Genomic DNA, 24,005 nt, shown 5'->3' with positions numbered 1-24,005 from the left:
GACTAGTCGTCCATTGCCATGGAAAGCTCAAACCAGCGTTCTGTTTTTTCTTCTATGGCGTTTGTAATTTCTTTTAGTTCTATAGACAACTTGGCAATATCGTCACCGGATAGGGAGGTGTCCGTAAACTTGTTCTGCAGCTCTTCTTTTTTGGTTTCCAGTTTTTGAATTTCTTTTTCCAGTTGTTTGTACTCTTTCTGTTCCAAAAAGGAGAGCTTTTTGCCTGTTTCCTCCTCTTTCCAAGTATTCTTAGTGTTTTTTGTTTCGTTATTCTTCTCTTTTAAAGCGCGACTCTCTTGTATGTTACTATCCTCATAGGTGCGGTAATCGGAGTAATTTCCTGGGAAATCCTCAATTTCGGCGTTTCCTCTAAAAACAAAAAGATGATCTACGATCTTATCCATAAAATAACGGTCGTGGGACACTACTATAAGACAACCAGGGAAATCTAGCAGAAAGCTTTCCAGTACATTTAGGGTAACTATATCCAGGTCGTTTGTAGGTTCATCCAAGATCAAAAAGTTGGGATTTTGGATCAATACCGTACATAGGTAAAGGCGCTTACGCTCCCCTCCACTCAATTTTTCAACGTAATCATATTGTTTTTTGCGATCAAAAAGAAAGCGTTCCAGTAATTGCTGGGCAGATATTTGTTTCCCCTTCATAAGGGGTATGTAATCCCCAAATTCGCGTATTACATCAATTACTTTTTGCCCCTCTTTTGGGGTTATCCCTTTTTGAGTGTAATACCCAAATTTTATGGTTTCGCCAATGACCACTTTACCACTATCCGGTTTAGTGGCTCCGGTCAATATATTGAGAAAGGTAGATTTCCCGGTACCGTTTTTTCCTATGATCCCAATACGTTCGCCCTTTAAAAAGTTATATTCAAATTTATCCAGAATAGGCTTGTTAGGGTAGGATTTGGAAATTTTATGGAGCTCAACAATTTTGCTGCCCATCCGTTCCATATTGATTTCTAGCTGAACCTCGTGTTCTTTTCTTCGTTGGTTGGCCTTTTCCTTTATAGTGTGAAAATCGTCTATCCTGGACTTTGATTTTGTGGTTCTGGCCTTGGGTTGTTTTCTCATCCAATCCAGTTCCTTCTTAAAAAGTATCTTGGATTTGTGCTGTTCTACCGCCTCCTGTGCCAAGCGGGCCTCTTTCTTTTCTAGGTAGTAGGAGTAATTTCCTTTGTAGGAGTACAGCTGTCCATTGTCCAGTTCAATAATCTCATTACATACGCGCTCCAAGAAGTATCTATCATGGGTCACCATGAACAGGGTCATGTTTTCCTTTGCAAAATACTGTTCCAGCCATTCTATCATTTCTAGGTCCAAGTGGTTGGTAGGTTCGTCCAATACAAGGAGGTCTGGGCGGTTGATCAAGGCATTTGCCAAGGCCAATCGCTTCTTTTGTCCCCCAGAGAGCAGTCCGACCTTAACGTTTAGATCGTCCAATTTTAATCGGAACAGTATTTGCTTGTACTGGGTTTCAAAATCCCAAGCGTCATATCGTTCCATGGCTTCAAAAGCCTTTTGATAAGCTTTTTCGTCCTCTGGATTTAATAGGGCATGCTCATAGTTTTGAATAACCTTGAGCACTTCATTGTCCGAAGCAAATATGGTTTCTTCTATACTAAGGTTTTGATTTAAGTCCGGCTCTTGTTCCAAAAAAGATATTCTAATGCCTTTGCGGGAGTTTATTTGTCCGCTATCTGCCGTATCCTTACCCGAGAGGATATTTAAGATGGAAGTTTTGCCACTGCCATTTTTGGCAATAAGGGCTATCTTTTGGTCTTTGTTGATGCCAAAGGATATATTGGCGAACAGTGATAATTCACCAAAGGATTTGGATATGTTTTCTACAGTAAGTAGGTTCATTTAAGGTCTTATTTTAAACTTGTTCGTTTCTGGAAGTACTTCCATAAAAAAAGATATCTTACCCCTAGCATAGGCCATAGCGGTATAGTTAATGGGGAGAATACTTGTATTTGAAAAATACCCAAAATTATGGTAATTCCAAGTAGTCCCAAAAGAAATAACAGGTATTTGGGCAACCAGCTGGGAGTGTTGTTCTTTTTAAGGAGGACAAATCCAATAGCTAAGTTTAAAGGAAATGCCCAAAGTGTATTATAGTTTTGTACGGTTGCAGTGTGGTCAGTAAAAAACCAAAGAAATACCAATAAACAGCCTGCCAGGCCGGTAACAAAAAAAACAAAGGAATCCAATACCCTACTGCGTATTTTGTTCTTATGGTCTATATAGGTAATGGTGAGTACAAATAATAACAGGGCAGTGTTCCAAAAGAGGGGGGAGGCAAGGAAGTAAGTTTCTTCGTCCTGACTTGTAGGTTTTAAAATTGTTCTTTCCCTCTCTACCAGGTCGCTGCCCGATAAAGTTGTGTTATTAAATTGTTCCATGACATATTGAGGCAAGAACATGTGTTCTTTTACAGTGGCCGTTTTGTCTATTACGGCACCTAAAGCCAAATCTATCCCGAAACTGGACCACGTATTGGTGTTGAGGTTTTGATGGATCAGCTGGCGGAAAGTATATTGTTTTTCCAAATGCCCTGGATGAAACTGTAGGCTGTCTCCCAGTACCTTTTTTAAAACATCACCAATTTTAGTGGCGCAATTATTGTAAAAGAAGTCGTATTTGTAATCCCTGTTCTGGGGTAGGTAGTTCCTCTCCAAAAAGTGGAACAATGAATTTTTTTCTTCTGGGCTAAGTTTTAAAAGTTGTTCTTTTACCCATCTATTCTCTAATTCATAAGCATACAAAAAATTGGGCATGCTCTGTTTGCTTAAGGAGTAGTATAGTTTTCCCATAGCAAATTCTACATAAAACATGGGTGGGTCAAAGTTAAAGGTCCCGTAGTTATATACCCAATCAATGCCCTGTGAGGGGTCTTGTATTCTAAATGCACTATGTCCGAAGGTGGTGTATAGGTCGCTGCCGGAACCACATGTTAAAACGCTTATTTGTGCTTTTGGGGAGAGCAGCCTTTCTTGTGCATGGCCAAGGAACAATAGACTCAGAAAAAATGTAGTAAGAAGAATCTTTAACCTCATATGCTTTAGGGTGCCAAGCTTTAAAAAAATCAACGCAAATATCGAATAATTTATAGGATTAGCATACAATAGCCCGGGCTAATATAAAAAAGGGGATTTAATTTAACAGCATTTTTTAATAATTGGTATTTTTACATCTCCATATCGGGATAAAGCTGCAGCTGTTTTGGAGCTAAACCCATTAAACGATGCCCTATGAAACGCCATATTCCAAATTTTATAACCTTGTTAAATGTTCTCTGCGGATGTATTGCAACTGTATTCGCTGTTCTTAACAAGTTGGAGCTGGCCGCGACCTTTGTTTTTTTAGGTATTTTTTTCGATTTTTTTGACGGATTGGCTGCCCGCTTATTGGATGTAAAGAGCGAATTGGGGCTTCAGCTAGATTCTTTGGCAGATATGATTACCAGTGGCCTTGTTCCTGGGATTGTTATGTTCCAGTTATTGAGTATGTCCTATAGTGGGGGGTGGAACATTGGTTTACATTCCGATACTGTAGTGGGTACGGGGTCAAATATGTTGGGTTTGCCTATATTGCCCTTTTTTGGGTTCCTTATAACCCTTGGATCTGCTTATAGGTTGGCAAAATTTAATTTGGATGAAAATCAGGTGTCTTCCTTTATGGGGTTGCCAACTCCAGCCAATGCCTTGCTCATCCTCTCTTTTCCCCTTATACTCCTATACCATAACAACGATTTTTTAAATACGCTTATCTTGAATAAGTGGTTTTTAATAGGTACCACATTGTTAAGTACTTATTTGCTCAATGCCCGCATACCTTTGTTTGCCTTAAAATTTAAAAATTGGGGTTTTAGGGACAATGCGCTCCGCTATGTTTTTATTGTAGTGAGTTTGGTTCTGCTTTTGACCATGAAGTTTATGGCTATCCCTGCCATTATTGCTATCTATGTAATTAGTTCTTTGGTAAATACGCTGAAAACCAAAAATATGGCATAGTCCAAAAAGACTGTGAAAAGTTTAAAGCAAGTGATTTCTTTATTAGAACAAGGGAATGGTATGGCCTTTAGAAATCCAATTTCTTTTTGCGAAGTTCAAAATTTTGGCCAAGATATACCTTTCGCACCATTTCGTCTGCAGCCAAATCCTCTGGTATCCCAGATTTTAAGATGCCCCCTTCAAACATAAGATAGGAACGCTCTGTTATGGCCAATGTTTCCTGAACATTATGGTCGGTAATAAGTATACCGATATTTTTATTTTTAAGTTGGGCTACGATCCGTTGAATATCTTCTACTGCCACGGGGTCTACCCCGGCAAAGGGCTCGTCCAATAGAATGAACTTGGGGTCAGTTGCCAATGCCCTGGCAATTTCGGTTCTTCTTCTTTCTCCCCCAGACAATAGATCACCTCGGTTCTTGCGAATATGGCCTAGCCCAAATTCTTCAATCAGGGATTCCATTTTCATCAATTGCTCTTTTTTACTGAGCTTGGTAAGCTGCAAAACACTGAGAATATTTTTTTCGATACTCAATTTTCTAAAAACGGAGGCCTCCTGAGCCAAATAGCCGATACCGTTTTGGGCTCTTTTGTACATTGGAAATTTAGTGATTTCCATCTGGTCAAGAAAGATATTACCGCCATTGGGTTTAATCAATCCCACAATCATATAGAAGGAGGTGGTTTTTCCGGCACCATTGGGACCCAAAAGACCAACTATCTCACCTTGGTTTACCTCCAGTGAAATACCTTTGACCACCTGTCGCCCTCTATAGGACTTCATTATATTCTCTGCTCTTAACTTCATAGTATCCTGTGCTATACCCCAAAACTAAACCTTAAATTAGTTTAGAGAAAGATATTGTAGTTTTTTTAACCTTCCTGCTTTTCCAATTCTTCCCAATATTCATAGGCCCTTCTTAGGTGGGGTACTACTATGGTGCCGCCCACAAGAGTAGCTATACTTAGTGTTTCCATGACTTCCTCCTTGGTGGCCCCTTCGTTATAAGAGCTTTCCAGGTGGTATTTTACACAATCGTCACACCGAAGTACTGCCGAGGCCACCAGTCCCAATAGTTCCTTGGTCTTTACATCCAAGGCCCCTGCCGAATAGGCATTGGTATCCAGATTAAATATTCTTTTTATGACCTTGTTGTTGTCGGCCAAAATCTTTTCATTCATTTTGGCCCTATAGTCATTGAATTCCTTAACTTGATTAGACATTCTTTTTCTGTTTTTTAGCTTCTCTCTTTAAGACTATCTTGGAGATATAAATACTTATTTGATATAAAATAAGGATAGGAACCGCAACAATAATCTGACTGGCCACATCTGGAGGGGTAATTACAGCAGATAGGATCAGGACCACAACCAATGATATTTTTCTGTACTTACGTAGCACCTCCGGGGTTACCAAACCTATTTTGGTCAAGAAATAGACAATTATGGGCAATTCAAATATGAGTCCACAGGCTATTACTGCGGCACGTACCGTAGAGATGTAGGAAAGCAAATCTATTTCCCTTACTACGGATTCACTAATTGAATAGCTCCCAAGGAAGTTTATGGATAAAGGTGCAACTACGTAGTATCCAAATAAAACACCCATAAAAAAGAGGGAAGAGGCTATAAAGATAAAGCCCTTGGCGTTCTGCCGTTCGTTGTCATACAGTCCTGGGGCAATAAATTTCCACAATTCATACAGTACATAAGGAAATCCTATGATGAATCCTGCCCAAATGGAGGTCCAGATATGGGCCGAAAATTGCTCGGACATCTGCCTACTTTGTACCGTAAACTGGGGTTCGGTATTACAAAAGGCCTCACTGAATCCCAATAGCTTGGAAAAGTCGCAGAATACATGATAGGTTGGAAAATCGGGCATCATGGGCCCAAAAATAACCACATCAAAAATAAAGCCTTTCAGTAAAAAGGCCACACTCCCAATAATAACTATAGCTAAGGTTGATCGGATTAAATGCCATCTAAGTTCTTCCAAATGGTCTAGGAAAGACATTTCATCAGGTGTCTTTATTTTTTTTGTCATTATAATATGCCTTCTTTTATTAAATTATGTAAATGTACTATTCCTTTGTAATTGTCGCCCTTCACAACCAATAATTGTGAAATATTCTTAGACTGCATTAATTGCAGTGCTTTAACGGCCAAGACATCTTCGGCAATGGTTTTTGGACTGGGGCTCATAATGTCCTTAGCAGTTAATCCATTGATGTTGTCGTATTTATTGAGCATTCGCCTAATGTCACCGTCTGTTATGATTCCGGCTATCTTATTGTCTTCGATCACCGCGGTTGCGCCCAACATTTTTTCGGAGATTTCCAAGATGACGGTTTTTACGTCACTACTGGAATGTACCTGGGGTATTTCATTATAATTTGCGATGTCGCCCACTCTTAAATATAATTTTTTGCCCAAGGAACCGCCGGGATGGTATTTGGCAAAATCCTTGCTGCTGAAGCCTTTAAGTTCCAATAAACAAATGGCAAGGGCGTCACCAATGACCAATTGGGCAGTGGTGCTGGTAGTGGGGGCCAAATTGTTGGGACAGGCCTCTTTTTTTACATGGGTGTTTAATAGGTAGTCGGCCTGTGAAGCCAAAAAAGAATCGGGGCTTCCGGTCATGCCAATCAATTTGTTCTTACCGCGCTTTATCAAGGGGACCAACATCTTTATCTCTGCGGTATTCCCACTTTTGGAAATGCAGATAACCACATCGTCTTTCTGCACCGTACCTAAATCCCCGTGGATGGCATCCGCAGCATGCATAAATATGGAGGGGGTGCCCGTAGAGTTTAGGGTTGCCACAATCTTGGAAGCTATAATGGCACTTTTTCCAATGCCCGATATGATAACCCTTCCTTTAGATTGTCTTATGCACTCCACGGTATTGGCAAAATCGTCATTTAAGAGAGAGCTTAAATGCAGTATTGCTTCGGCCTCAGTTTCAATAGTTTTCTTCGCTATGGCCAATATAGCTTTGGTATCGCTCAAAGTAATTTAAAATTAAGTGATGATTTTCCTAAAAGAAAGTCTTATATTTATTCTGCAAAATTACATAAACTTAAGTTTATAGAATATTTTATGTTGGAACAAATTTATTTGCAATAATTACTATTTAAAAATATAAAAATTCCTTATCTTAAGGAATTTGGTTTTAAATTATTGCCAATAAATACAATTTAATAATGGTGAAGAACGGTATGGGTAGTATAGATGGGATTGATTTGCATGCCTCTCTAAAAAAGTATTTTGGATTTTCTCAATTCAAAGGTTTACAGGAAAAAGTAGTTAAGAATATTGTACAAGGGAACAATACCTTTGTGATTATGCCCACCGGAGGGGGGAAATCACTTTGTTATCAACTACCGGCATTAATGCAGGAAGGAACGGCTATAGTGGTATCGCCATTGATAGCCTTGATGAAGAATCAGGTAGACGCCATAAGAGGTTTGTCCAATGAAATTGGTGTGGCGCATGTATTAAATTCGTCCTTGACCAAAACAGAGATTAGACAGGTGAAGAGCGATGTGGCCAGTGGTGTTACAAAGTTGTTGTACGTTGCTCCCGAATCGCTGACCAAGGAGGAATACGTGGACTTTTTACAGGAACAAAAAATATCCTTTGTGGCGGTAGATGAGGCACACTGTATATCGGAATGGGGACATGATTTTAGACCTGAATACCGTAATTTAAGGTCTATTGTAAGTAGGTTGGGAGATGGTATACCATTGATTGCCCTTACGGCCACAGCCACTCCCAAGGTACAGGAAGATATTATTAAAAACTTGGGAATTGGTGATGCCCAAGTGTTCAAAGCCAGTTTTAACCGCCCCAACTTGTTCTATGAGGTAAGGCCCAAAACCCAAAATGTAGATGGCGATATTATTCGGTTTATCAAACAAAACCTTGGGAAATCGGGTATTATTTATTGCTTAAGTAGAAAGCGGGTAGAGGAGTTGGCCCAAGTATTACAGGTAAATGGTGTTAGTGCAGTGCCCTATCATGCCGGATTGGATGGTAAGACCAGATCCAAGCATCAGGATATGTTTTTGATGGAAGACGTGGATGTGGTGGTAGCGACCATTGCATTTGGAATGGGGATAGATAAGCCAGACGTACGTTTTGTTATTCACCATGATATTCCTAAAAGTATTGAGAGCTACTACCAAGAAACGGGAAGGGCCGGTAGAGATGGGGGAGAGGGTCATTGTTTGGCTTTTTACTCTTATAAGGACGTGGAAAAACTGGAAAAGTTTATGTCTGGAAAGCCCGTTGCCGAACAGGAGATAGGAAACGCCCTGTTGCAGGAAATTGTGGGTTATGCAGAGACTTCCATGTCACGAAGAAAATTTATCCTACACTATTTTGGAGAGGAATTTGACGAAAAGAACGGGGAGGGTGCCGATATGGATGACAACACCAGAAACCCCAAGGAGAAGCAAGAGGCAAAGGATAATGTGGTTAAGCTGATCAAAGTAATATCCGGCACAAGCGAAAAATTTAAATCCAAAGAAATAGTCCTGACCCTTATCGGGAAGGTAAATGCCTTAATTTCTTCACATAAGACCGATGAAAAGGAATTTTTTGGGATCGGAAAGGATAGGGATAAGGCGTATTGGATGGCATTGATCAGGCAAACGCTGGTGGCGGGATTGCTTAAAAAGGAAATTGAACAATACGGGATATTGCATGTAACCCCAAAGGGCAAAGAGTTTTTGGAGACCCCAAATTCCTTTATGATGACCATTGACCATGTTTACAACAAACAAACCGACGATGCCATTGTTAGTGCAGCAAAATCCGCTGGCGGGGTGGCAGATGAGAAGTTGTTAAAACAATTAAAGGACTTGAGAAAGAAGGAAGCCCATAAACTTGGGGTTCCCCCATTTGTGGTCTTTCAAGATCCCTCCTTGCAGGATATGGCCTTGAAATACCCAATATCTATAGAGGAACTGGTAAATATTTATGGAGTTGGTGAAGGGAAAGCCAAAAAGTACGGGAAGCCATTTGTAAAACTTATAGCGACTTATGTGGAGGAGAATGATATATTAAGACCAGAGGACCTTGTCGTAAAAAGTACTGGTGCCAATTCTTCTTTAAAATTATACATAATTCAAAATGTAGACAGAAAATTGCCACTGGATGACATTGCCTCTGCCAAAGGATTGGAATTACCCGATTTGATTAAGGAAATGGAGCAGATTGTTTTTAGTGGGACCAAATTGAACATTGCTTATTGGGTAGATGAAATTTTGGATGATGATCAGCAAGAGGAAATCCATGAATACTTTTTAGAGGCGCATACAGACGATTTGGAAGTGGCGCTAAAGGAATTTGATGGTGAATACGAAGATGAGGAACTTAGGCTGTACCGATTAAAATTTATTAGTGAGGTGGCCAATTAAATAGGATTAAAGAGTATAAATAAGGCCCCTGACATACATTGTCTAGGGGCCTTATTTTATATCTTGTAAAAGGGCTGCGAGGTTGTTTGACTTTCTTTATCGTACCGCCTTTTCCAACAGTTTTAATGTCATTTTATTGGCATCAAATTGGGCGTTTATCCCAATTGGAAGGGTGAAATTGTTTTCAATATGGCCAAAGGTCATACCGTAAGCGGCTGGTATTCCCAGTGGCTTTATTCTGTCCATTATAACCTCTTTTAGGGTAAATGTTGAGGGGTCTGGCTCACTGTCGCACCCTTTAAAAACACCCAAGATCAATCCGGCAGCATTTTTAAAGGTCTTTCCCTGTATCAACTGTGTCAACATCCTGTCTATTCGGTAGGGGGCTTCCTCTATGTCTTCAAGAAAAACTAGGGCGTTTGTAAAATCCGGTTCATGGGCAGTGCCCATCAAGGAGGCTACCAAGGTTAAACTACCACCTATTAATTTGCCATTGGCTGTGCCTGGGGTTATGCTATAGCGTTCAAACTCTGGTTTGTAATATTCCTCCTGTTGTGTGATACCTATATTGGTAATGGTAGGTATCCTTTTTGTTTTCATTACCACATTTTGAAGCTGGTTAATGCTGTAGGGGTCATTTATAGTGCTTCCTACCGGACCGTGAAAGGTAACCAATCCGGTTTCTTGATAAATGCCATTGAGCAGAGCAGTAATATCGCTAAAGCCTATAAATATCTTGGGGTTTTTTCTAATTAGGTCGTAGTCTATCATATGCATAATCCTAGTGCACCCATAGCCACCCCTGGCACAAAGAATAGCATCTATTTTTTTATTGGCAAACATTTCATGTAAATCGGCCACCCTTTCTTGGTCGGTATTGCTGAAGTATCCATGGTTTTTTAGTATTCGGTTGGTGTGCACAGGTTTAAAGCCCATATTTTTAAGGGTGTGTTTTGCCTCTTCCAATATTTCGGGCTTAATGGCGTAACCTGGGGCAACCAATCCTATGGTATCCCCTTTCTTTAACGCTCTTGCCTTTATCACATCCGTGAGATAGTCTGTTTTAAGAGGGCTTCCAAGAAGGGTTGAAGGGACTAGTGCGGCCATACTGGCCCCGAGCGCGGTCTGAAAAAACTTTCGCCTATTGTTCATTAGAGCTTGTATTGTGTTTAATGGCCTAAAAATAGCACAAAAAAAATCCGCCTTAAAATAGGCGGACTTTAAAATTATGGGTCTACTGCATTACATGCCCAAAGATGTACCGTCATCTTTGGATTTGGCTCTTCTTAATTGTCTTTGGATTTTCTTTATGGCAGACTCTATGGATTTTTCCGGTTCAATGATATTGTATTCTCCCCAGAAATCCGGGTCCGAGAAGCCTACAGCTTCATCTTCCAATATTATGGATGATTTAATACGATCCTTAAACCTAGGGGTAGTTCCGTCTATGTTCTTTTCCCAGTCTGTTATGGCCATTTCACAGGTCATACTATAGACAGAATTGAAAAGTCTTTTATCCCAGTTTATTTTGAATTCCAATTGTACATTGCTATAACCATAGTACCATTTGCCATTTCTTTCCCTATAGTCTACCCGGTATGCAATATTTGTTGGCCATACATTGGCATTGGCCGGTTTTTTTCGTACAAACATTTTGGAGGCTTTCTCGCGATTGGTTATGTTTAGGGTATATATGGCACTGGTCAGGATTTTGTTGTCTGGATCAATATATAGTTTTCCTTGGTATAAAGGGTCTGTAATATATTCCTTTTGTTTAAAATTGATGACAAAAATGAGTCGATTATTGACCTTGGTAGAGTTTTCAAAACTAAAGTCATAATCCTCAAAGGTTTCTTCTGTAAAGATATATTGGGGGTATTTTATCATGTCCACAAAAAGTGTATTAAAGGGGCCTCCCTGTAATTTTATGGCCAAAGTGTCCAATTTACTGTAATCTGTACTTTTGCGCGCCTTATATAGCTGCAAGGCATCCCTGCGGTCTGTGTTGTAAGGTGATTTGTATATGTTTACCACGGCTTCCGATAGGGATACATTTTTCCTTCTTTTTTTAATGGTCTCTCGGTAAAAAGCGGTCATTAGAGTAGGGTCGTCAAAATAATTGTCACCTTTCCTAAGCAATGTTTCCTGTACCAAAGCTTTGGCGTCTTTGGGTGCTGCTATGTTCACCTCGGACAATTCCGTATAGGAAGTTTCTAGAGCTATCTTATTCTTGTCTTCCTGTAATTGGTTTAGAGGAATGGACTTGGTCTCATAGCCCAAAAAGGAAATCATAACATTGCCCTGGGCCATGTCATTGGGGACCTTTAAAGAAAATTCACCCTCGGTATTGCTAACGGTACTGATATTGGTGTTTTCAATGGAAAGTGTGGCAAAGACCAAAGGTTTATTGGTTTCGCTGTCTACAATTTTTCCTTGATATTGCTTATAGGATTCTTGTTGCTCCTGCAAATCTTGGTAAAGGTAAGAGGCCGTTGCGGTCTCTGTAACCCCAATGAACGACAAAAGCAAGAAAGCCGTCATAAGGGATTTTTTTGTGAAATGAATATTATTGAATTTCATACGCTATAATTTATTAGTTATTATCGTCCATTGCTTTTGATGTCGGGGGAAATTTCCAATAAATTTCAATTGTATTTTTCTATGCGTGCAAGTCTCCTTCTGCATAGATGAAAATAAAGCTGTCAATGAACGATTCTCTTCCTAAGTTAGTGATTTTAAGTGATATAGTCTATTAAAATTTTGTTTAAATTTTTTAGTGCTATGCTTCTTTTATGGGTGCTTTGGGGCTTTTTGATTATTGTTGGTAGGGTGTAAAATGCTTTATTTCAGTCAGTTGTTGAGGGGAAGGGGGTAAATTGGTGGGATCGTAAAAGTAGAGATCTCCTAGGTTTGGGGATAGAAAGGATATGAAGATCGTTCTAGACTCCATTGGCTTTAACGCCGTAGGAAATTAGGCTGTTGGGGTGCAGATTATTATTTTATCTATGGGAGTATGGGCGGTATTTAGCTGCCGTGCTTTTCGCTATGGATTAATGTCTTATTGTACCGCAGGGAACTTAGGTTAATTTTTTGTTTTACCGTCTTTGCGTCTTACTTCAAAAATATCGGTTCTTCTATCCTTTAGGTTTCTAACGCTTCCAAATTGGTTTAGTTCCCTAAGTAAATCTATGTCCAGATCAACGATCAGTATCATTTCGGTATTGGGCGTGGCCTCTGCTTTAATGCCATTGGCGGGGAAGGCAAAATCACAAGGGGTGAATACCATAGATTGGGCATATTGAATGTCCATATTATGTACTTTTGGCAAATTGCCCACACTTCCGGCAATGGCTACATAGCATTCATTCTCTATGGCCCTGGCCTGAGCACAGTTCCTGACCCTTGAAAAGCCATTTTGGGTATCTGTCAAGTAGGGGACAAACAAGATGTCCATTCCCTCATCGGCCAATAATCTACTGAGTTCCGGGAATTCGGAATCGTAGCAGATTAGTACTCCTATTTTTCCGCAATCTGTATCAAATACTTTTAATTCAGAGCCTCCCTGAAGTCCCCAAACCTTGGCTTCATCCGGGGTTACGTGGAGTTTTTCGTAACGCTCTTTGGTACCGTCCCTCTTACAGATATACCCAACATTATACAGGCTGCCATCCTTTACCTCTGGCATGCTTCCTGTAATAATGTTAATGTTGTATGTAATGGCCAATTCGGAGAACCGCTGTACTATGGTTGTCGTGTGTTTGGCCAGTTCCCTTATGGCTGCGGGCTCTGATAAATGATTGTTCTCTGCCATGAGAGGGGCGTTGAAGAATTCAGGAAAGAGGGCAAAATCCGATCTATAGCCCGATACGGCATCTACAAAGTACTCTGCCTGTTGCAGTACATCGTCCAAATTTTTATAGGGTCGCATCTGCCATTGAATTAATCCAACACGAACCACTTTTTTAATAACACTGGCCTTTTTGTTTTTCTTTTCGTAATAGATGTTGTCCCATTCCAAAAGCACCGCATAGTCGTCAGAAGCGGCGTCTCCTTCCAAGTAGTTTTTTAAGATTTTACTGGGGTGAAAATCGTTGGATATTTGAAAATTAAGTACGGGGTCATTTATTTCCTTGCGCTTAACTTTTTCTATATAGGCTTTAGGGGATATACTGTCTTTGTATTTGTGGTAGTTGGGAATTCTGCCACCAAAAGCAACGCCTTTTAGATTTAAGCGCTCGCAAAGGTCCTTTCTGTAATCGTACAGCCTTCTGCCCAGTCGCATCCCCCTAAATTCCGGTTTTATAAAAACTTCTATGCCGTAAAGCATATCGCCATCCGGTGTGTGGGTATTGAAGGTGTAGTTACCGGTTATTTTTTGATAGGTATGGTTGTCTTCAAACTTTTCGTAATCTACTATGATGGATAGGGCGCAACCTGCAATATGGTTGTTTACTTTAATTACCACTTGGCCCTCTGGGAATTTGGAGATTAAGTTGTCTATCTGGTGCTCCCTCCAATAGGCATCGGGCATTGAGGTATACGAGGCTATCATGGCTGTTTTAAGCTCTTGATAGTCGTCCACGTTCAAATACAACAACTCAATATTTTCTATATCTTCCATCTTCATGGCCATGCTGTTGGGATTAGTAAGAGGTGAATAATGGGTAAATGCTAATTGTGGGTCTTAGAGGAACCTGAGATCATTTCATTTATTTCTCTCAATTCTTCTTTGGATAAATACCGCCATTTTCCAACAGGTACATCCAAGGATATGTTCATAATTCTGATACGCTTAAGGGCCATTACTTCATAGCCAAGATATTCGCACATTCTCCTAATTTGACGGTTAAGTCCTTGGGTTAGGACTATTTTAAATTGATAGGTGCTAATCTTCTCTATTTCACATTTTCGGGTTACACGATCCAATATAGGGACCCCATTGCTCATTTTATCAAGAAAGGTCTTGGTAATGGGCTTGTCTACTTTAACAATATATTCTTTTTGGTGCTTATTTCTGGCCCTTAGGATTTTGTTCACAATATCCCCGTCATTGGTCAAGAGGATTAAGCCTTCACTGGGTTTGTCCAATCTTCCAATAGGAAAAATACGACTGGGGTAGTTAATGTAATCTATAATATTGTCTTTTTCTACCCTTGTATCCGTGGTGCATACTATGCCTATAGGTTTGTTAAAAGCAATATATATAGGTTTCTCCCTTGCTTCAGAAATAAGTTTTCCGTCTACGTGGACCTCGTCGTCTACAGTGATTTTGGTGCCCATTTCAGGAACTTTTCCGTTGATGGTAACCCTGCCCTGTTCAATAAGTTTGTCCGCAGCCCTACGCGAACAATACCCCATTTCACTTAAAAATTTGTTTATCCGGGTGGCATCTTTCTCTTTCATATACGCGCTCCTTTTCCCTGTTTTTAATAATGGTTTTTAGGACCGAAATATACTTAAATAAACACTAGGTTGGTAAACATTGGCAGAAGATATTTCCGCTGCCATGTTTACACCATTTATATACGACCTTGGATTCTGAGGACAAGAGCTATTTTTTAAGCGGGTCGGCATTTTCCATATAAACTTCCTTCGCCATTTCATTATTAAGTTTTTCAAAAAACAGCATTTCGGCGTAAAATTGCCAGTCGAAATTTTTGGTCTGATTGGCCAGGTGCACATGGTGGTCCTGATCCAAAATATAATTATCCGGTTTGTTTAAAATACGGGTTTTGCCATATACTGTCTCCAATTCTTTTCTAATGGTGTTGAATTCAGATTCCAGATCTTTTAATTTGCCGGCTGCAGCAGTTATTTCTTCCCTATTATCAGCCAGGTCATATTCTTTGAGTGTCAGTAATATCTTTGGACTATATTGTGCCAGCTTGTTTACCTGCTCGTAGACCTGTAGGTTGTGGTCATTTCTCAAGGCTATAGATCGGGCATCTGCTATTGCCTGGGCAATACTATCTGTTGTCTTCAATACTTGGCTGGCTTTCTTAAGTCGTGCCTCATGCTCCAAAGTCCAGGCACCAGTATTGTCTTTGTCCGGAAAATTGATTACAGCTTCTTCCAGGGGATTGTTTATTGTATGTAGAAAGTTACGTTGGTTCTTCTTTAGCAGTGCATTTTTCCAAAAAGCCACTGGTTTTTCCAATTTCGTAATGAAGGCATTTTTTTCTTCGGCCATGGTATAACCATATTGTCGTTGTCTAAAGGCCGATTTAATCTCATCCTTACTTCGTTTGTCACCAGCCCATGAGTACTCTGCAAAGGCTAATATACCGCGCATATATAACTCAAAATGTGGGGAGTCGTCATCCCATAAGGTGAGCAGTAACCCTTTGAGCCCACTTTCTATAGAACTTAGGGCGAAAGATTTAATGTTTTCCATATTACTTTCTTCCTGTGGCATCAATACCCATCTGGTCTGGCCCGCAGTGGCTCCCATAACCTCCATACCATGGTCTGTAAACCATTTCATGGCCTTAATATTTCCTACTGCCTGTGGCGATTCGTAATTCCACCTCATATAAATACAGTTTCTGGGGAAAATGTCCAGAAACTCCAATAGCTTGTGCTCATTATTGGCCCATATCCGATCCACTTCTTCTTCCGTCATTTCTTTTTTGAACATTGGAGCATAAACATCGGCCTGTTTTAACGGCATATCATCCCAAAAAATAGGTGTTTTTCCATGTTCCTCAGCAAAATTGGCAACCTTGTTCAGCCACATTAATTGAAGTTTTAATGGTGATTCTTTACTTCCTCTAGCTGTAGTGTGCACCTCGTCACCCCCAACATGCAGGTATTTTCCGTAAGGGAAGGCTTCCATGGCATCCAAATAAAGGTCAAACTGCACCTCATAGGTTTTTGGGTCCAAGGGATTAAATGCCCAATCACTCTCAACATTGTCCCGTAGTTCTTTGTATTCGGGGTGTTTTAGGATAAAAGAGGCGTGTCCCAAACCTTGTACCAATGGGCTTATCTCTATATGGCGTTCCTTGGCATATTCACTTATTTGTTTCCATTCCTCTATACTTAGTGCGTCCTCAGAAGCAATTACTGGTTGTCGTTTAAATTTTAGTTTGTCTTCTATTTCCAGGATAATGCCATTAATTTTATAGCTGGCCAGTTTATCCAATAATTGGTAATAATAGGACGTCTTTTCCAAATGATGTTTCACGTCCAAATGTACCGATCTATACGATAATAGTGGGAAATCCTTTATTTGGCAAAGCGGTAGGTTCACCTTTTGGTCCTTGGCATCCTGAACAATTTGTTCCAGTGTTTTGAAAGCATAGAACAACCCTTGGTCATCCTTTGCGGTTATTTTAATTTCGCGGTCGGAAATGGCTAGGGAGTAGCCTTCGGCAGGAGTGTCCAATTGGTTGTCTACGGCATAGGAAATGGAAATCTTACCTTGGTCAGGATTAATATCCAATACCTCCTTGTTAATAATAGGTAGCTGATCTTTCGCTTGGCTGTCTACCTTAAAAGTTTCATTATGGGTTATAGCACTCACTCCCGTTATACTGTACTGCTGTGGTTGGGGCAATAATTTAAAGTCGCCCATCTTATACTCTTTCTGGGAACAAGAGAAAAGTAGGAAGGAGAATACCAAAAGATAAAGACCTGTAATGTTTTTCATAAAGGTTGGTTTTAATTCTAATGTTTTGATGATGTTAGTTTTAGTAATTGGCAAAAATATTGAATATTATTCACATTGATAATATTTTTTTTGAACAATTCAGGGATTGTGGTTGGGGGAGGGATATCAAGGGAGGGGTTTGCTTATTGGTTATCGTGCCTATACCCTAAATTGTACCAAATGGTGGTTAAGGTGTTTGTAAAAGAGATTGTTCCATTCTTCTTTGGTGAGGGGGCCAAAGGAATGTGACTCCTTGTTGTGGAAGTGCGCTTCCCCAAGTTCCTGTGTTTTTTTTAGGTGGTCTATGAGTCGCTTTCTTTCTTTTTCAAAGTCCCTTTCATCAATGATTAAAAATGCAGGTGCAGTTCTACTATTTTTTTTATAGGGTTTTTCACTGACTACTGATTTTTTTACAAAAAGTTTGAGCATCAGTTTCATAAGTCCCTTTGGTTTGGGGTGTTTGTCGGTATAGACCATTTCATAGGGAACGTTGCAGTGTGCTAGCATTTGGGCTACGTTCATTTTGCCCCATTCCGGGGTGCTTTTTGGACTTAATTGGTTGATGCGATCAATTACTTTGGCAACTACTTCTTCCTTAAATATATTTTCCATCTAAAATACTGTGTTTAGTAAGTTATTCATATCCTATCCAAATGATATTTTATTTTTATTGCACCATAAAGAGGGCATTCACGAAAAATAGTTTTCCGTTCTCCCAAAATCCTCTAAAAAGGGGGTTGTCTACCATATAAACAACCTGTCCATTACCGTATTCTTCTACTCCAAAAATAAGGGTGTTTGCTACTTTTTTCTTGGCTTTACTCCCGGCAAAACCAGAAATAGGATTGCTGTCCCCGTTTAAATATGCCACAGTTCCGGTAGTTAATTTTTCAAACGCATTAGTACTTAATTTAAGAGTGAAATAATGGTCTCCATATCCGTAGGCCAAAGGGTGGGTTGGATCTACCTTGGCTTTAAAAATAGCACCTGTTATAGCATTCTTAATGTCTTCGCGCTCGGCCTCTTCATAAGGAAGTATGTTTTCCAAACTGTCTGTTTTTATTTTCTTTTCTTTGATGGTAAAGCCATTTTCACCTTTTAAACCCTTGATGGCTCCTTGCAGGGCAATTAATTTTCCTCCATTTTTCACAAAGTCTTTTAAACCACTTAATTTACTTTCGCTCATAAATTCTGTATACCAACCATTGGGCAGGATAAGGATATCATAGTCGCTTAAGCTTATATGATTGTAATATTCTGTGTCCAATATGGTGACCGGATATTTCAATTGCTGTTCAAAAAAATGCCATATTTCTCCAAACTGCAATGTGTTGGTGGGTTCGCCAGACAATATGGCTATTTTGTAATCGGAAATTAAAGGAACATAACTGGAGCCAAAATCCTTTCCCTTGTCTACAAATCCAGTACTGGAAGCTGTTAGGTCTACCTTGTGTTCATAAGCTATCCTCGTTAAGCTTTCAATAAAATTTTTATGGTTTTTGTTGTCCCCTTTGGTAATGATCAAACTGCCCCTGTCAAACTTTTTACTTTCAATACTGAACGGTTTCTGGGCAAAGCGTACCCGGATTTTATCTTTCAGTAAGGCTGTTAAGAAACGGGCATCTTCCATGCTGGCCCAATCGCAGACAAAGGCATATGCCGCTTTGGAAAGTGGACCTTGGCTGGTGTGGGGAATGCGGTCCTGGCCAATTGGATTTGTCTTAACCAAGCTTTGGGAGGCAATGGCTTGCAGGCCATAGGCATAGGGTAGGGACCATGCGGTAATGTCATAGGTTAGGGAATCCGTTAATTTGGTTTTGGGTTCCATTAGTACTTTTACCAAGGTTCCTTTGGGCTGATCGGTAGAGACTACAAGGCTATTTGTCGTGGTCTTAAGGGTGCCCAATTTACCTGAGCCATAGTGGTAGCCCTTTGCCAGGCCTTCTTGTGCCCATCCATACTTAATGTCATGTGCCTGAAGTAAGGAGGTCAGCGCATTTATTTTATCTGCTTGCCCGTTGAGAATATAGCTTTTGTATTTGTAATCTTTCTCTTGGTAGAATTTTTTAAACTCCTTGTTTAATTTGTTGGTATTCATGGTTGCTACTTCTATAGTAGATAGGCCGGTAGTGAGGTGATGGGCAATACGGTCGTGCAGGGTAAGGGTGTCACCAATAATGGTCATGACCCCCAGTCCTGCCCGGCCACTGCCTCCTTGTTCATAGGTCATGCCTATACCCCCATTATAGGTTGGGTAGGTGTCGCCATAACTGGGGTACAAAAGGTCAAACACTTCTTTGGTAAAGTAAAACCAGCCGTTTTCGTCAAAGTATTTCGCATGGTTTTTTCCTATAGTGCCTTGGAATTCGCGTTGAAAATTGGTTACAACCTCATGAAAAGGCTCTGCCGCCGGCGCAAAATAATAAGGGTTGTTTACGCCTTGCTCATGAAAATCTACATGAATATGGGGCAGCCATTGGTTATAGATTTTTATACGTTGCCGACTCTCTACTTGGGTGAGCCAAGCCCAATCCCTATTCAGGTCGAACATATAGTGATTGCTCCTGCCGTTTAGCCAGCCCTCGTGATGTTCCTTGCTGTTGGGGTCTATGTTGTTGGGGGTGTTTTTAAATTGATTGTACCAGTTAACATAACGGTCCCTGCCGTCCGGATTAACACAAGGGTCTATAATAACAACCGTATTCTCCAAATAGGAGGATTTACTGGTTAGTAGTTCGTATATGGTCTGCATTGAGGCTTCTGTGCTTACGCTCTCATTGCCGTGTACGTTATAGCTTAGCCAAACTATTGCCTTGGTGGGGGAGCCTTTGCCTAGAGTGTTTTTAAGGTGCTCGGTTCTTATAGATTCCAGTTGGGCTATATTTTTGGCCGAGGAAACATAGGCCAGTATCAAGGGCCTTCTCTCATTGGTTTTCCCGTATTCCACCAGTTTAACGCGTTCGGGGGCATTTTCCTTCAGGTGATAGTAATAGTCCACCACTTGATGGTGTCTGCTAAACTCTGACCCCAATTCATAACCTAAGAATTCAGATGGGGACTTTATGGATTGGGATAACCCGATGGCACTGGCAAGAAAAGTAATGACGGGTAGAAATTTTTTCATAGAACTGGAATCTTAGGTTTTAATCAAATCTAAGGAATATTGACGATATAATAGAAATGATAAAAAGTGCAGCAATGAATTTCAACATCCTGGATCCTAATAAAATTTTTGAACAATGGAAAATTAAACTTCTTAACGTATTTTTGGGATTAGAAAAAGGGGATAATTTTATCTTTACGCCCCTATTACCAATTTTTTATGGAAGTTGAAAGCATACCCTTTAAAAATACCGGTTATTTTTCAGATTTAATTTGTGATTATCTAGAGGGCAAAGATTCCCTGCAACCTTTTTACGAAAGGCTTCCGGGTATAGAACAGTTTAAAGAGCAGATAGCGGTTAAGCAAAGTTTTCCAGACACCCATAGAAAGGTTTTGTACACAGTGCTTGGGGATCAGTATAAAGGGATTCAGATGTCCGGGAATACAAAAGTAAATATTTCCCTACTGCAGGAATCCTCTACTTTTACCGTGGTAACGGGGCATCAATTAAATTTATTTACTGGGCCCTTATATTTTTTGTACAAAATTATATCGACCATTAATCTCACCAAACAGCTTAAATTTTCCAACCCGGAGAGTAATTTTGTGCCCATATATTGGATGGCGACAGAGGATCACGATTTTGATGAGATAAATTATTTTAATTACAAGGGTAAAAAATTGCAATGGAACAAGGAGGTTTCTGGGGCAGTAGGTCCTTTGTCTACAGATGGTTTGGAGGCTATTTATGATGCTTTTTCCAATGAAATGGGGAATAGTGTCAATGCCAATAGGTTAAGGGAATTGTTTAAAAAGGCTTATCTGGAACACGATAATCTTACAGAGGCTACTCGGTATTTGGCCAACGAATTATTTGGGGAATACGGTTTGGTGATTTTGGATGGGAACAATCCTGAGCTAAAGCAGTTGCTGGTTCCCTATGTAGAGAAAGATTTGTTGGAAAACAAGTCGTTTAAAAATGTTTCCTCTACTATTGGTCAACTTCAAACCTTATCCGAAAACTATGGTATTCAGGTGAATCCTAGGGAGATAAATTATTTCTATTTGATAGATGGAGTCCGTGAACGTATAGTAGAGCGGGATGGTATGTATTATGTAAACGACACCAATATATCTTTTAGTAAGGAGGCTATACTGGATGAGTTGGCAAAACACCCGGAACGTTTTTCTCCAAATGTTGTGACCAGGCCGCTATATCAGGAAGTTATTCTTCCAAACCTTTGCTATATTGGCGGTGGTGGCGAATTGGCCTATTGGTTGCAATTGAAGGAAATGTTTATGGCAATGAAAGTGGCTTTTCCAGTTCTGTTATTGCGAAATTCGGCCTTGGTGATAACAGGAAAGCAGAAGGAGAAACTTCAGAAAATGAATATTGGGTTATCCGATCTTTTTTTGAAACAAAGCAGTTTTATTAATAAAAAGATTCGGGAAATTTCCAATATCGATATAGATTTGTCTGCGCAAAGAAAGTGTTTAACAGATCAGTTCAAGGATTTATATGAGTTGGCATCCCAAACAGACGCATCTTTTTTAGGGGCTGTAAAAGCTCAGGAGGTTAAGCAGTTAAAAGGTTTGGATAAACTGGAAAAAAGACTGTTGAAAGCGCAAAAAAGAAAGCTTAGGGACCAAGTGTCAAGAATGACCGATATTCAGAATCAGCTTTTTCCCGGCCAATCCCTACAAGAGCGAAACCTTAATTTTTCCGAGCTTTATTTGGAGTATGGTCAGCGGCTGATACCAAACTTAATGAAGGCCTTAAAGCCCCTTTCTGGAGATTTTACCATTATAGAAATGGAATAGCTCCGGTTTTGCCCTTGATTGGGAGTGGAGTCCTTTACTATTTCAAACCTTATTTTTAACACCTAAAAAACAGATCCTATGTCCATGCATAAAGTAGATTTTGATATGGTAGAAATGACCTTGGATGTCATGAAATATGCCATTGGGCGTATTACCCACCCAGCGCCGGAATTGGGTAAGCCCAAGAGAGAAGTAGAGTTAAAAGCTTTGGTAGGGGATACGGTAACCCCTGAAGGTATAGGAGGGGAAAAGGCCTTTCAGCTTTTTAAGGATGTACTTATTAAAGCTACAGTACCCATTGATCATCCGCGGCATTTGGCCTTTGTTCCCGCTTCACCTACCAGGGCTGCTGTAATGTTCGATTTGGTGACCTCGGCCTCTAGTATTCACGGGGCGTATTGGATGGAAGGTGCCGGCGGCATTTTCTGTGAAAATGAAGCCATGAAATGGTTGGTGTCCCTAACTGGGATGCCCTCTGGTTCTTTTGGGGTTTTTACAAGTGGAGGAACTGCGGCCAATTTATCGGCCATGGTCACGGCACGGGAAAATTGGCGCAAGAATCCCATGAACGAAAATAGAAAAGGACTTATAATTACTTCTTCGGGAGCCCATTCATCTGTAAAGTCAATGGCCAAGGTCATAGACTGTGATGTGCTTTTGGTGGAGACCGAAGATCGCTTAACGGCTGCAGCCCTAAGGAATAAAATAGAAGGCTTGGGCAAGCAAGAAAGAGAAAGGCTGTTCGCTGTTGTAGGAACCGGAGGCACCACTAATGCAGGAATAATAGATGATTTAAATGGTATTGCGGAAACCTGTGAAGCCCATAAATTATGGTTCCATGTAGATGCGGCCTATGGGGGAGGGGCCTTAGCTTCCAAAACTGTCCGACATTTGTTTAAGGGCATAGAAAGAGCGGATAGTATCACCATTGATCCGCACAAATGGCTTTTTTCGCCTTATGATTGTGGGGCAATATTGTATAAAAATCCGGACTTGGCCAAGGAGGCCCATTCTCAGGAAGGATCTTATTTGGATATTTTTAAGGACGAAGGGGCTGTTGGTTTTAATCCTTCGGACTATCAAATTCAATTAACGCGTCGGGTAAGGGGTTTGCCGCTCTGGTTTTCCTTGGCCATGCATGGTACAGATAAATATTCATGGGCAGTGGACCAAGGTATAGCCTTGGCAAATTCTGCAGCATCCATAATACAGGACCACCCCTGTGTGGAGTTGGTCAGGGAGCCCAGTCTTTCTTGTGTGCTGTTTAGGAGAAAGGGATGGTCTCCAGAGGAGTATACCAATTGGACCTATAAAAACCATAGGGAGGGTTTTGCCTTGGTAACCCCTACCAAGTATAAGAACGAGGGTGTTTATGAAACGGTTGCCCGCTTCTGTTTTATTAACCCGGATACTACAGAAAAGGATATTGAAATGATCTTGGACTCAATGAAATAAAGTGGATAATAAGGGAAGGTGATAGGTGTTATGGTACCAAATATTCACTCTCCCATTCTGCGCCCACTTTAGAAAAGCGCACCCTAGTGTGATGGGGTTGGCTCAACTTTAGGAATTCTATTTTGTAGGGAGTGATCTCTACCGTGCAAAAATGGTTTTCCTCATTTAGGTATTCCAGATGGTCTGGATGAATAAGGTTGCTGCCAGGAGATCTGCTGGTGGTGTATTGTCTTTTTGCCTTGGGGTCTAGCTGCTCATAGTACTTTTTCTTGGTGTCCTCATCATCCTTGTAGGTAGCTGTTCCCAGAATCTTTATCTGAAACATTTTGGTTGGATGGTACATTAGTAGACTTACCCTTTTGTTTTCTTTAATATGGGTAATTTTTTTTGAGCGCCTGTCTGTATAGAATGTAAGTTTTAAGTCTTCTGAAACATGGCGTAACACCACGGTACGCAATCTGGCTACCTGATCCAGGCCAACGGTTGCCAAAGTGAAGAACCGAAAAGGATGGCCTG

At 40.4% G+C, this 24,005-nt stretch carries 18 protein-coding genes; 4 read left to right on the top strand and 14 right to left on the bottom strand.

The annotated features are described in order from the left end of the window. Positions 1-2: 2 nt before the first annotated feature. Both EHW67_RS10615 and EHW67_RS10610 read right to left on the bottom strand, forming a co-directional pair. Entirely contained in the window at positions 3-1,883 is a 1,881-nt protein-coding gene (locus EHW67_RS10615) for an ABC-F family ATP-binding cassette domain-containing protein (protein WP_126162356.1), read from the bottom strand. 8 nt (positions 1,884-1,891) lie between these two features. Beyond that, positions 1,892-3,076 carry a lipoprotein N-acyltransferase Lnb domain-containing protein gene (locus tag EHW67_RS10610; RefSeq protein WP_126162355.1) on the bottom strand — a complete coding sequence of 395 codons (1,185 nt, stop codon included), beginning with the start codon at positions 3,074-3,076 and terminating at the stop codon, positions 1,892-1,894. 195 nt (positions 3,077-3,271) lie between these two features. Here EHW67_RS10610 and EHW67_RS10605 point away from each other — a divergent pair, with 195 nt between their 5' ends. Further along, positions 3,272-4,033 (top strand): CDP-alcohol phosphatidyltransferase family protein, encoded by a 762-nt coding sequence (locus EHW67_RS10605; RefSeq protein ID WP_126162354.1) that lies wholly within the window; start codon positions 3,272-3,274, stop codon positions 4,031-4,033. Positions 4,034-4,100: 67 nt separating this feature from the next. Here the strand turns inward: EHW67_RS10605 and lptB are convergent, their stop codons facing one another. The 4 genes from lptB to EHW67_RS10585 form a co-directional block, all read right to left on the bottom strand. Continuing rightward, a complete protein-coding gene (gene lptB, locus EHW67_RS10600; protein ID WP_126162353.1) occupies positions 4,101-4,841 on the bottom strand; it encodes an LPS export ABC transporter ATP-binding protein in 741 nt (246 codons plus the stop codon). 65 nt (positions 4,842-4,906) lie between these two features. Then, a complete protein-coding gene (locus tag EHW67_RS10595) occupies positions 4,907-5,257 on the bottom strand; it encodes a carboxymuconolactone decarboxylase family protein (RefSeq protein ID WP_126162352.1) in 351 nt (116 codons plus the stop codon). Continuing rightward, the gene (gene tatC / locus EHW67_RS10590; RefSeq protein ID WP_126162351.1) at positions 5,250-6,080 is read right to left on the bottom strand and encodes a twin-arginine translocase subunit TatC; all 831 of its coding nucleotides are present in this window, start codon (positions 6,078-6,080) and stop codon (positions 5,250-5,252) included. Before tatC ends, EHW67_RS10595 begins: the two co-directional genes overlap by 8 nt. Next, positions 6,080-7,045: a KpsF/GutQ family sugar-phosphate isomerase gene (locus EHW67_RS10585; RefSeq protein WP_126162350.1), complete on the bottom strand. Its 966-nt coding sequence runs from the start codon at positions 7,043-7,045 to the stop codon at positions 6,080-6,082. Before EHW67_RS10585 ends, tatC begins: the two co-directional genes overlap by 1 nt. Before the next feature lie 194 nt (positions 7,046-7,239). On the opposite strand from EHW67_RS10585, the gene recQ reads away from it, so the two are divergent. Beyond that, the gene (gene recQ, locus EHW67_RS10580; RefSeq protein ID WP_394343587.1) at positions 7,240-9,459 is read left to right on the top strand and encodes a DNA helicase RecQ; all 2,220 of its coding nucleotides are present in this window, start codon (positions 7,240-7,242) and stop codon (positions 9,457-9,459) included. A 96-nt stretch (positions 9,460-9,555) separates the two neighbouring features. Here recQ and EHW67_RS10575 read toward each other — a convergent pair whose 3' ends face one another. The 7 genes from EHW67_RS10575 to EHW67_RS10545 all read right to left on the bottom strand — a co-directional run bounded on the left by EHW67_RS10575 (position 9,556) and on the right by EHW67_RS10545 (position 20,234). Further along, positions 9,556-10,611: a S66 peptidase family protein gene (locus EHW67_RS10575; protein ID WP_126162349.1), complete on the bottom strand. Its 1,056-nt coding sequence runs from the start codon at positions 10,609-10,611 to the stop codon at positions 9,556-9,558. 90 nt (positions 10,612-10,701) lie between these two features. Next, positions 10,702-12,039: a carboxypeptidase-like regulatory domain-containing protein gene (locus EHW67_RS10570; RefSeq protein WP_126162348.1), complete on the bottom strand. Its 1,338-nt coding sequence runs from the start codon at positions 12,037-12,039 to the stop codon at positions 10,702-10,704. Between the two features lie 502 nt (positions 12,040-12,541). Continuing rightward, on the bottom strand, positions 12,542-14,086 hold the full coding sequence (locus tag EHW67_RS10565; protein ID WP_126162609.1) for a carbon-nitrogen hydrolase family protein: 1,545 nt from the start codon (positions 14,084-14,086) through the stop codon (positions 12,542-12,544). 44 nt (positions 14,087-14,130) lie between these two features. Further along, on the bottom strand, positions 14,131-14,862 hold the full coding sequence (gene rluF / locus EHW67_RS10560; RefSeq protein WP_126162347.1) for a 23S rRNA pseudouridine(2604) synthase RluF: 732 nt from the start codon (positions 14,860-14,862) through the stop codon (positions 14,131-14,133). Between the two features lie 148 nt (positions 14,863-15,010). After that, on the bottom strand, positions 15,011-17,110 hold the full coding sequence (locus EHW67_RS10555) for a beta-N-acetylhexosaminidase (RefSeq protein ID WP_126162346.1): 2,100 nt from the start codon (positions 17,108-17,110) through the stop codon (positions 15,011-15,013). A 159-nt stretch (positions 17,111-17,269) separates the two neighbouring features. After that, on the bottom strand, positions 17,270-17,722 hold the full coding sequence (locus tag EHW67_RS10550) for a DUF1569 domain-containing protein (RefSeq protein ID WP_126162345.1): 453 nt from the start codon (positions 17,720-17,722) through the stop codon (positions 17,270-17,272). Between the two features lie 55 nt (positions 17,723-17,777). After that, on the bottom strand, positions 17,778-20,234 hold the full coding sequence (locus EHW67_RS10545) for a M14 family zinc carboxypeptidase (protein ID WP_126162344.1): 2,457 nt from the start codon (positions 20,232-20,234) through the stop codon (positions 17,778-17,780). A gap of 198 nt (positions 20,235-20,432) precedes the next feature. On the opposite strand from EHW67_RS10545, the gene bshC reads away from it, so the two are divergent. Both bshC and EHW67_RS10535 read left to right on the top strand, forming a co-directional pair. Next, positions 20,433-22,034, top strand: coding sequence for a bacillithiol biosynthesis cysteine-adding enzyme BshC (gene bshC / locus EHW67_RS10540; RefSeq protein ID WP_126162343.1), 1,602 nt, complete (start codon positions 20,433-20,435; stop codon positions 22,032-22,034). Between the two features lie 84 nt (positions 22,035-22,118). Next, the gene (locus tag EHW67_RS10535) at positions 22,119-23,489 is read left to right on the top strand and encodes a pyridoxal phosphate-dependent decarboxylase family protein (protein WP_126162608.1); all 1,371 of its coding nucleotides are present in this window, start codon (positions 22,119-22,121) and stop codon (positions 23,487-23,489) included. 28 nt (positions 23,490-23,517) lie between these two features. Here the strand turns inward: EHW67_RS10535 and EHW67_RS10530 are convergent. Further along, positions 23,518-24,005, bottom strand: a 488-nt coding sequence (locus EHW67_RS10530) for a pyridoxamine 5'-phosphate oxidase family protein (protein ID WP_126162607.1), incomplete at its 5' end; no start/stop codon positions are given.

It is taken from the genome of Arenibacter aquaticus (assembly GCF_003957295.1).
GTDB classification, from domain to species: Bacteria; Bacteroidota; Bacteroidia; order Flavobacteriales; family Flavobacteriaceae; genus Arenibacter; species Arenibacter aquaticus.
Note: the sequence above shows the minus strand (reverse complement) of the source record. Positions and strands in the feature narration are given on the sequence as shown.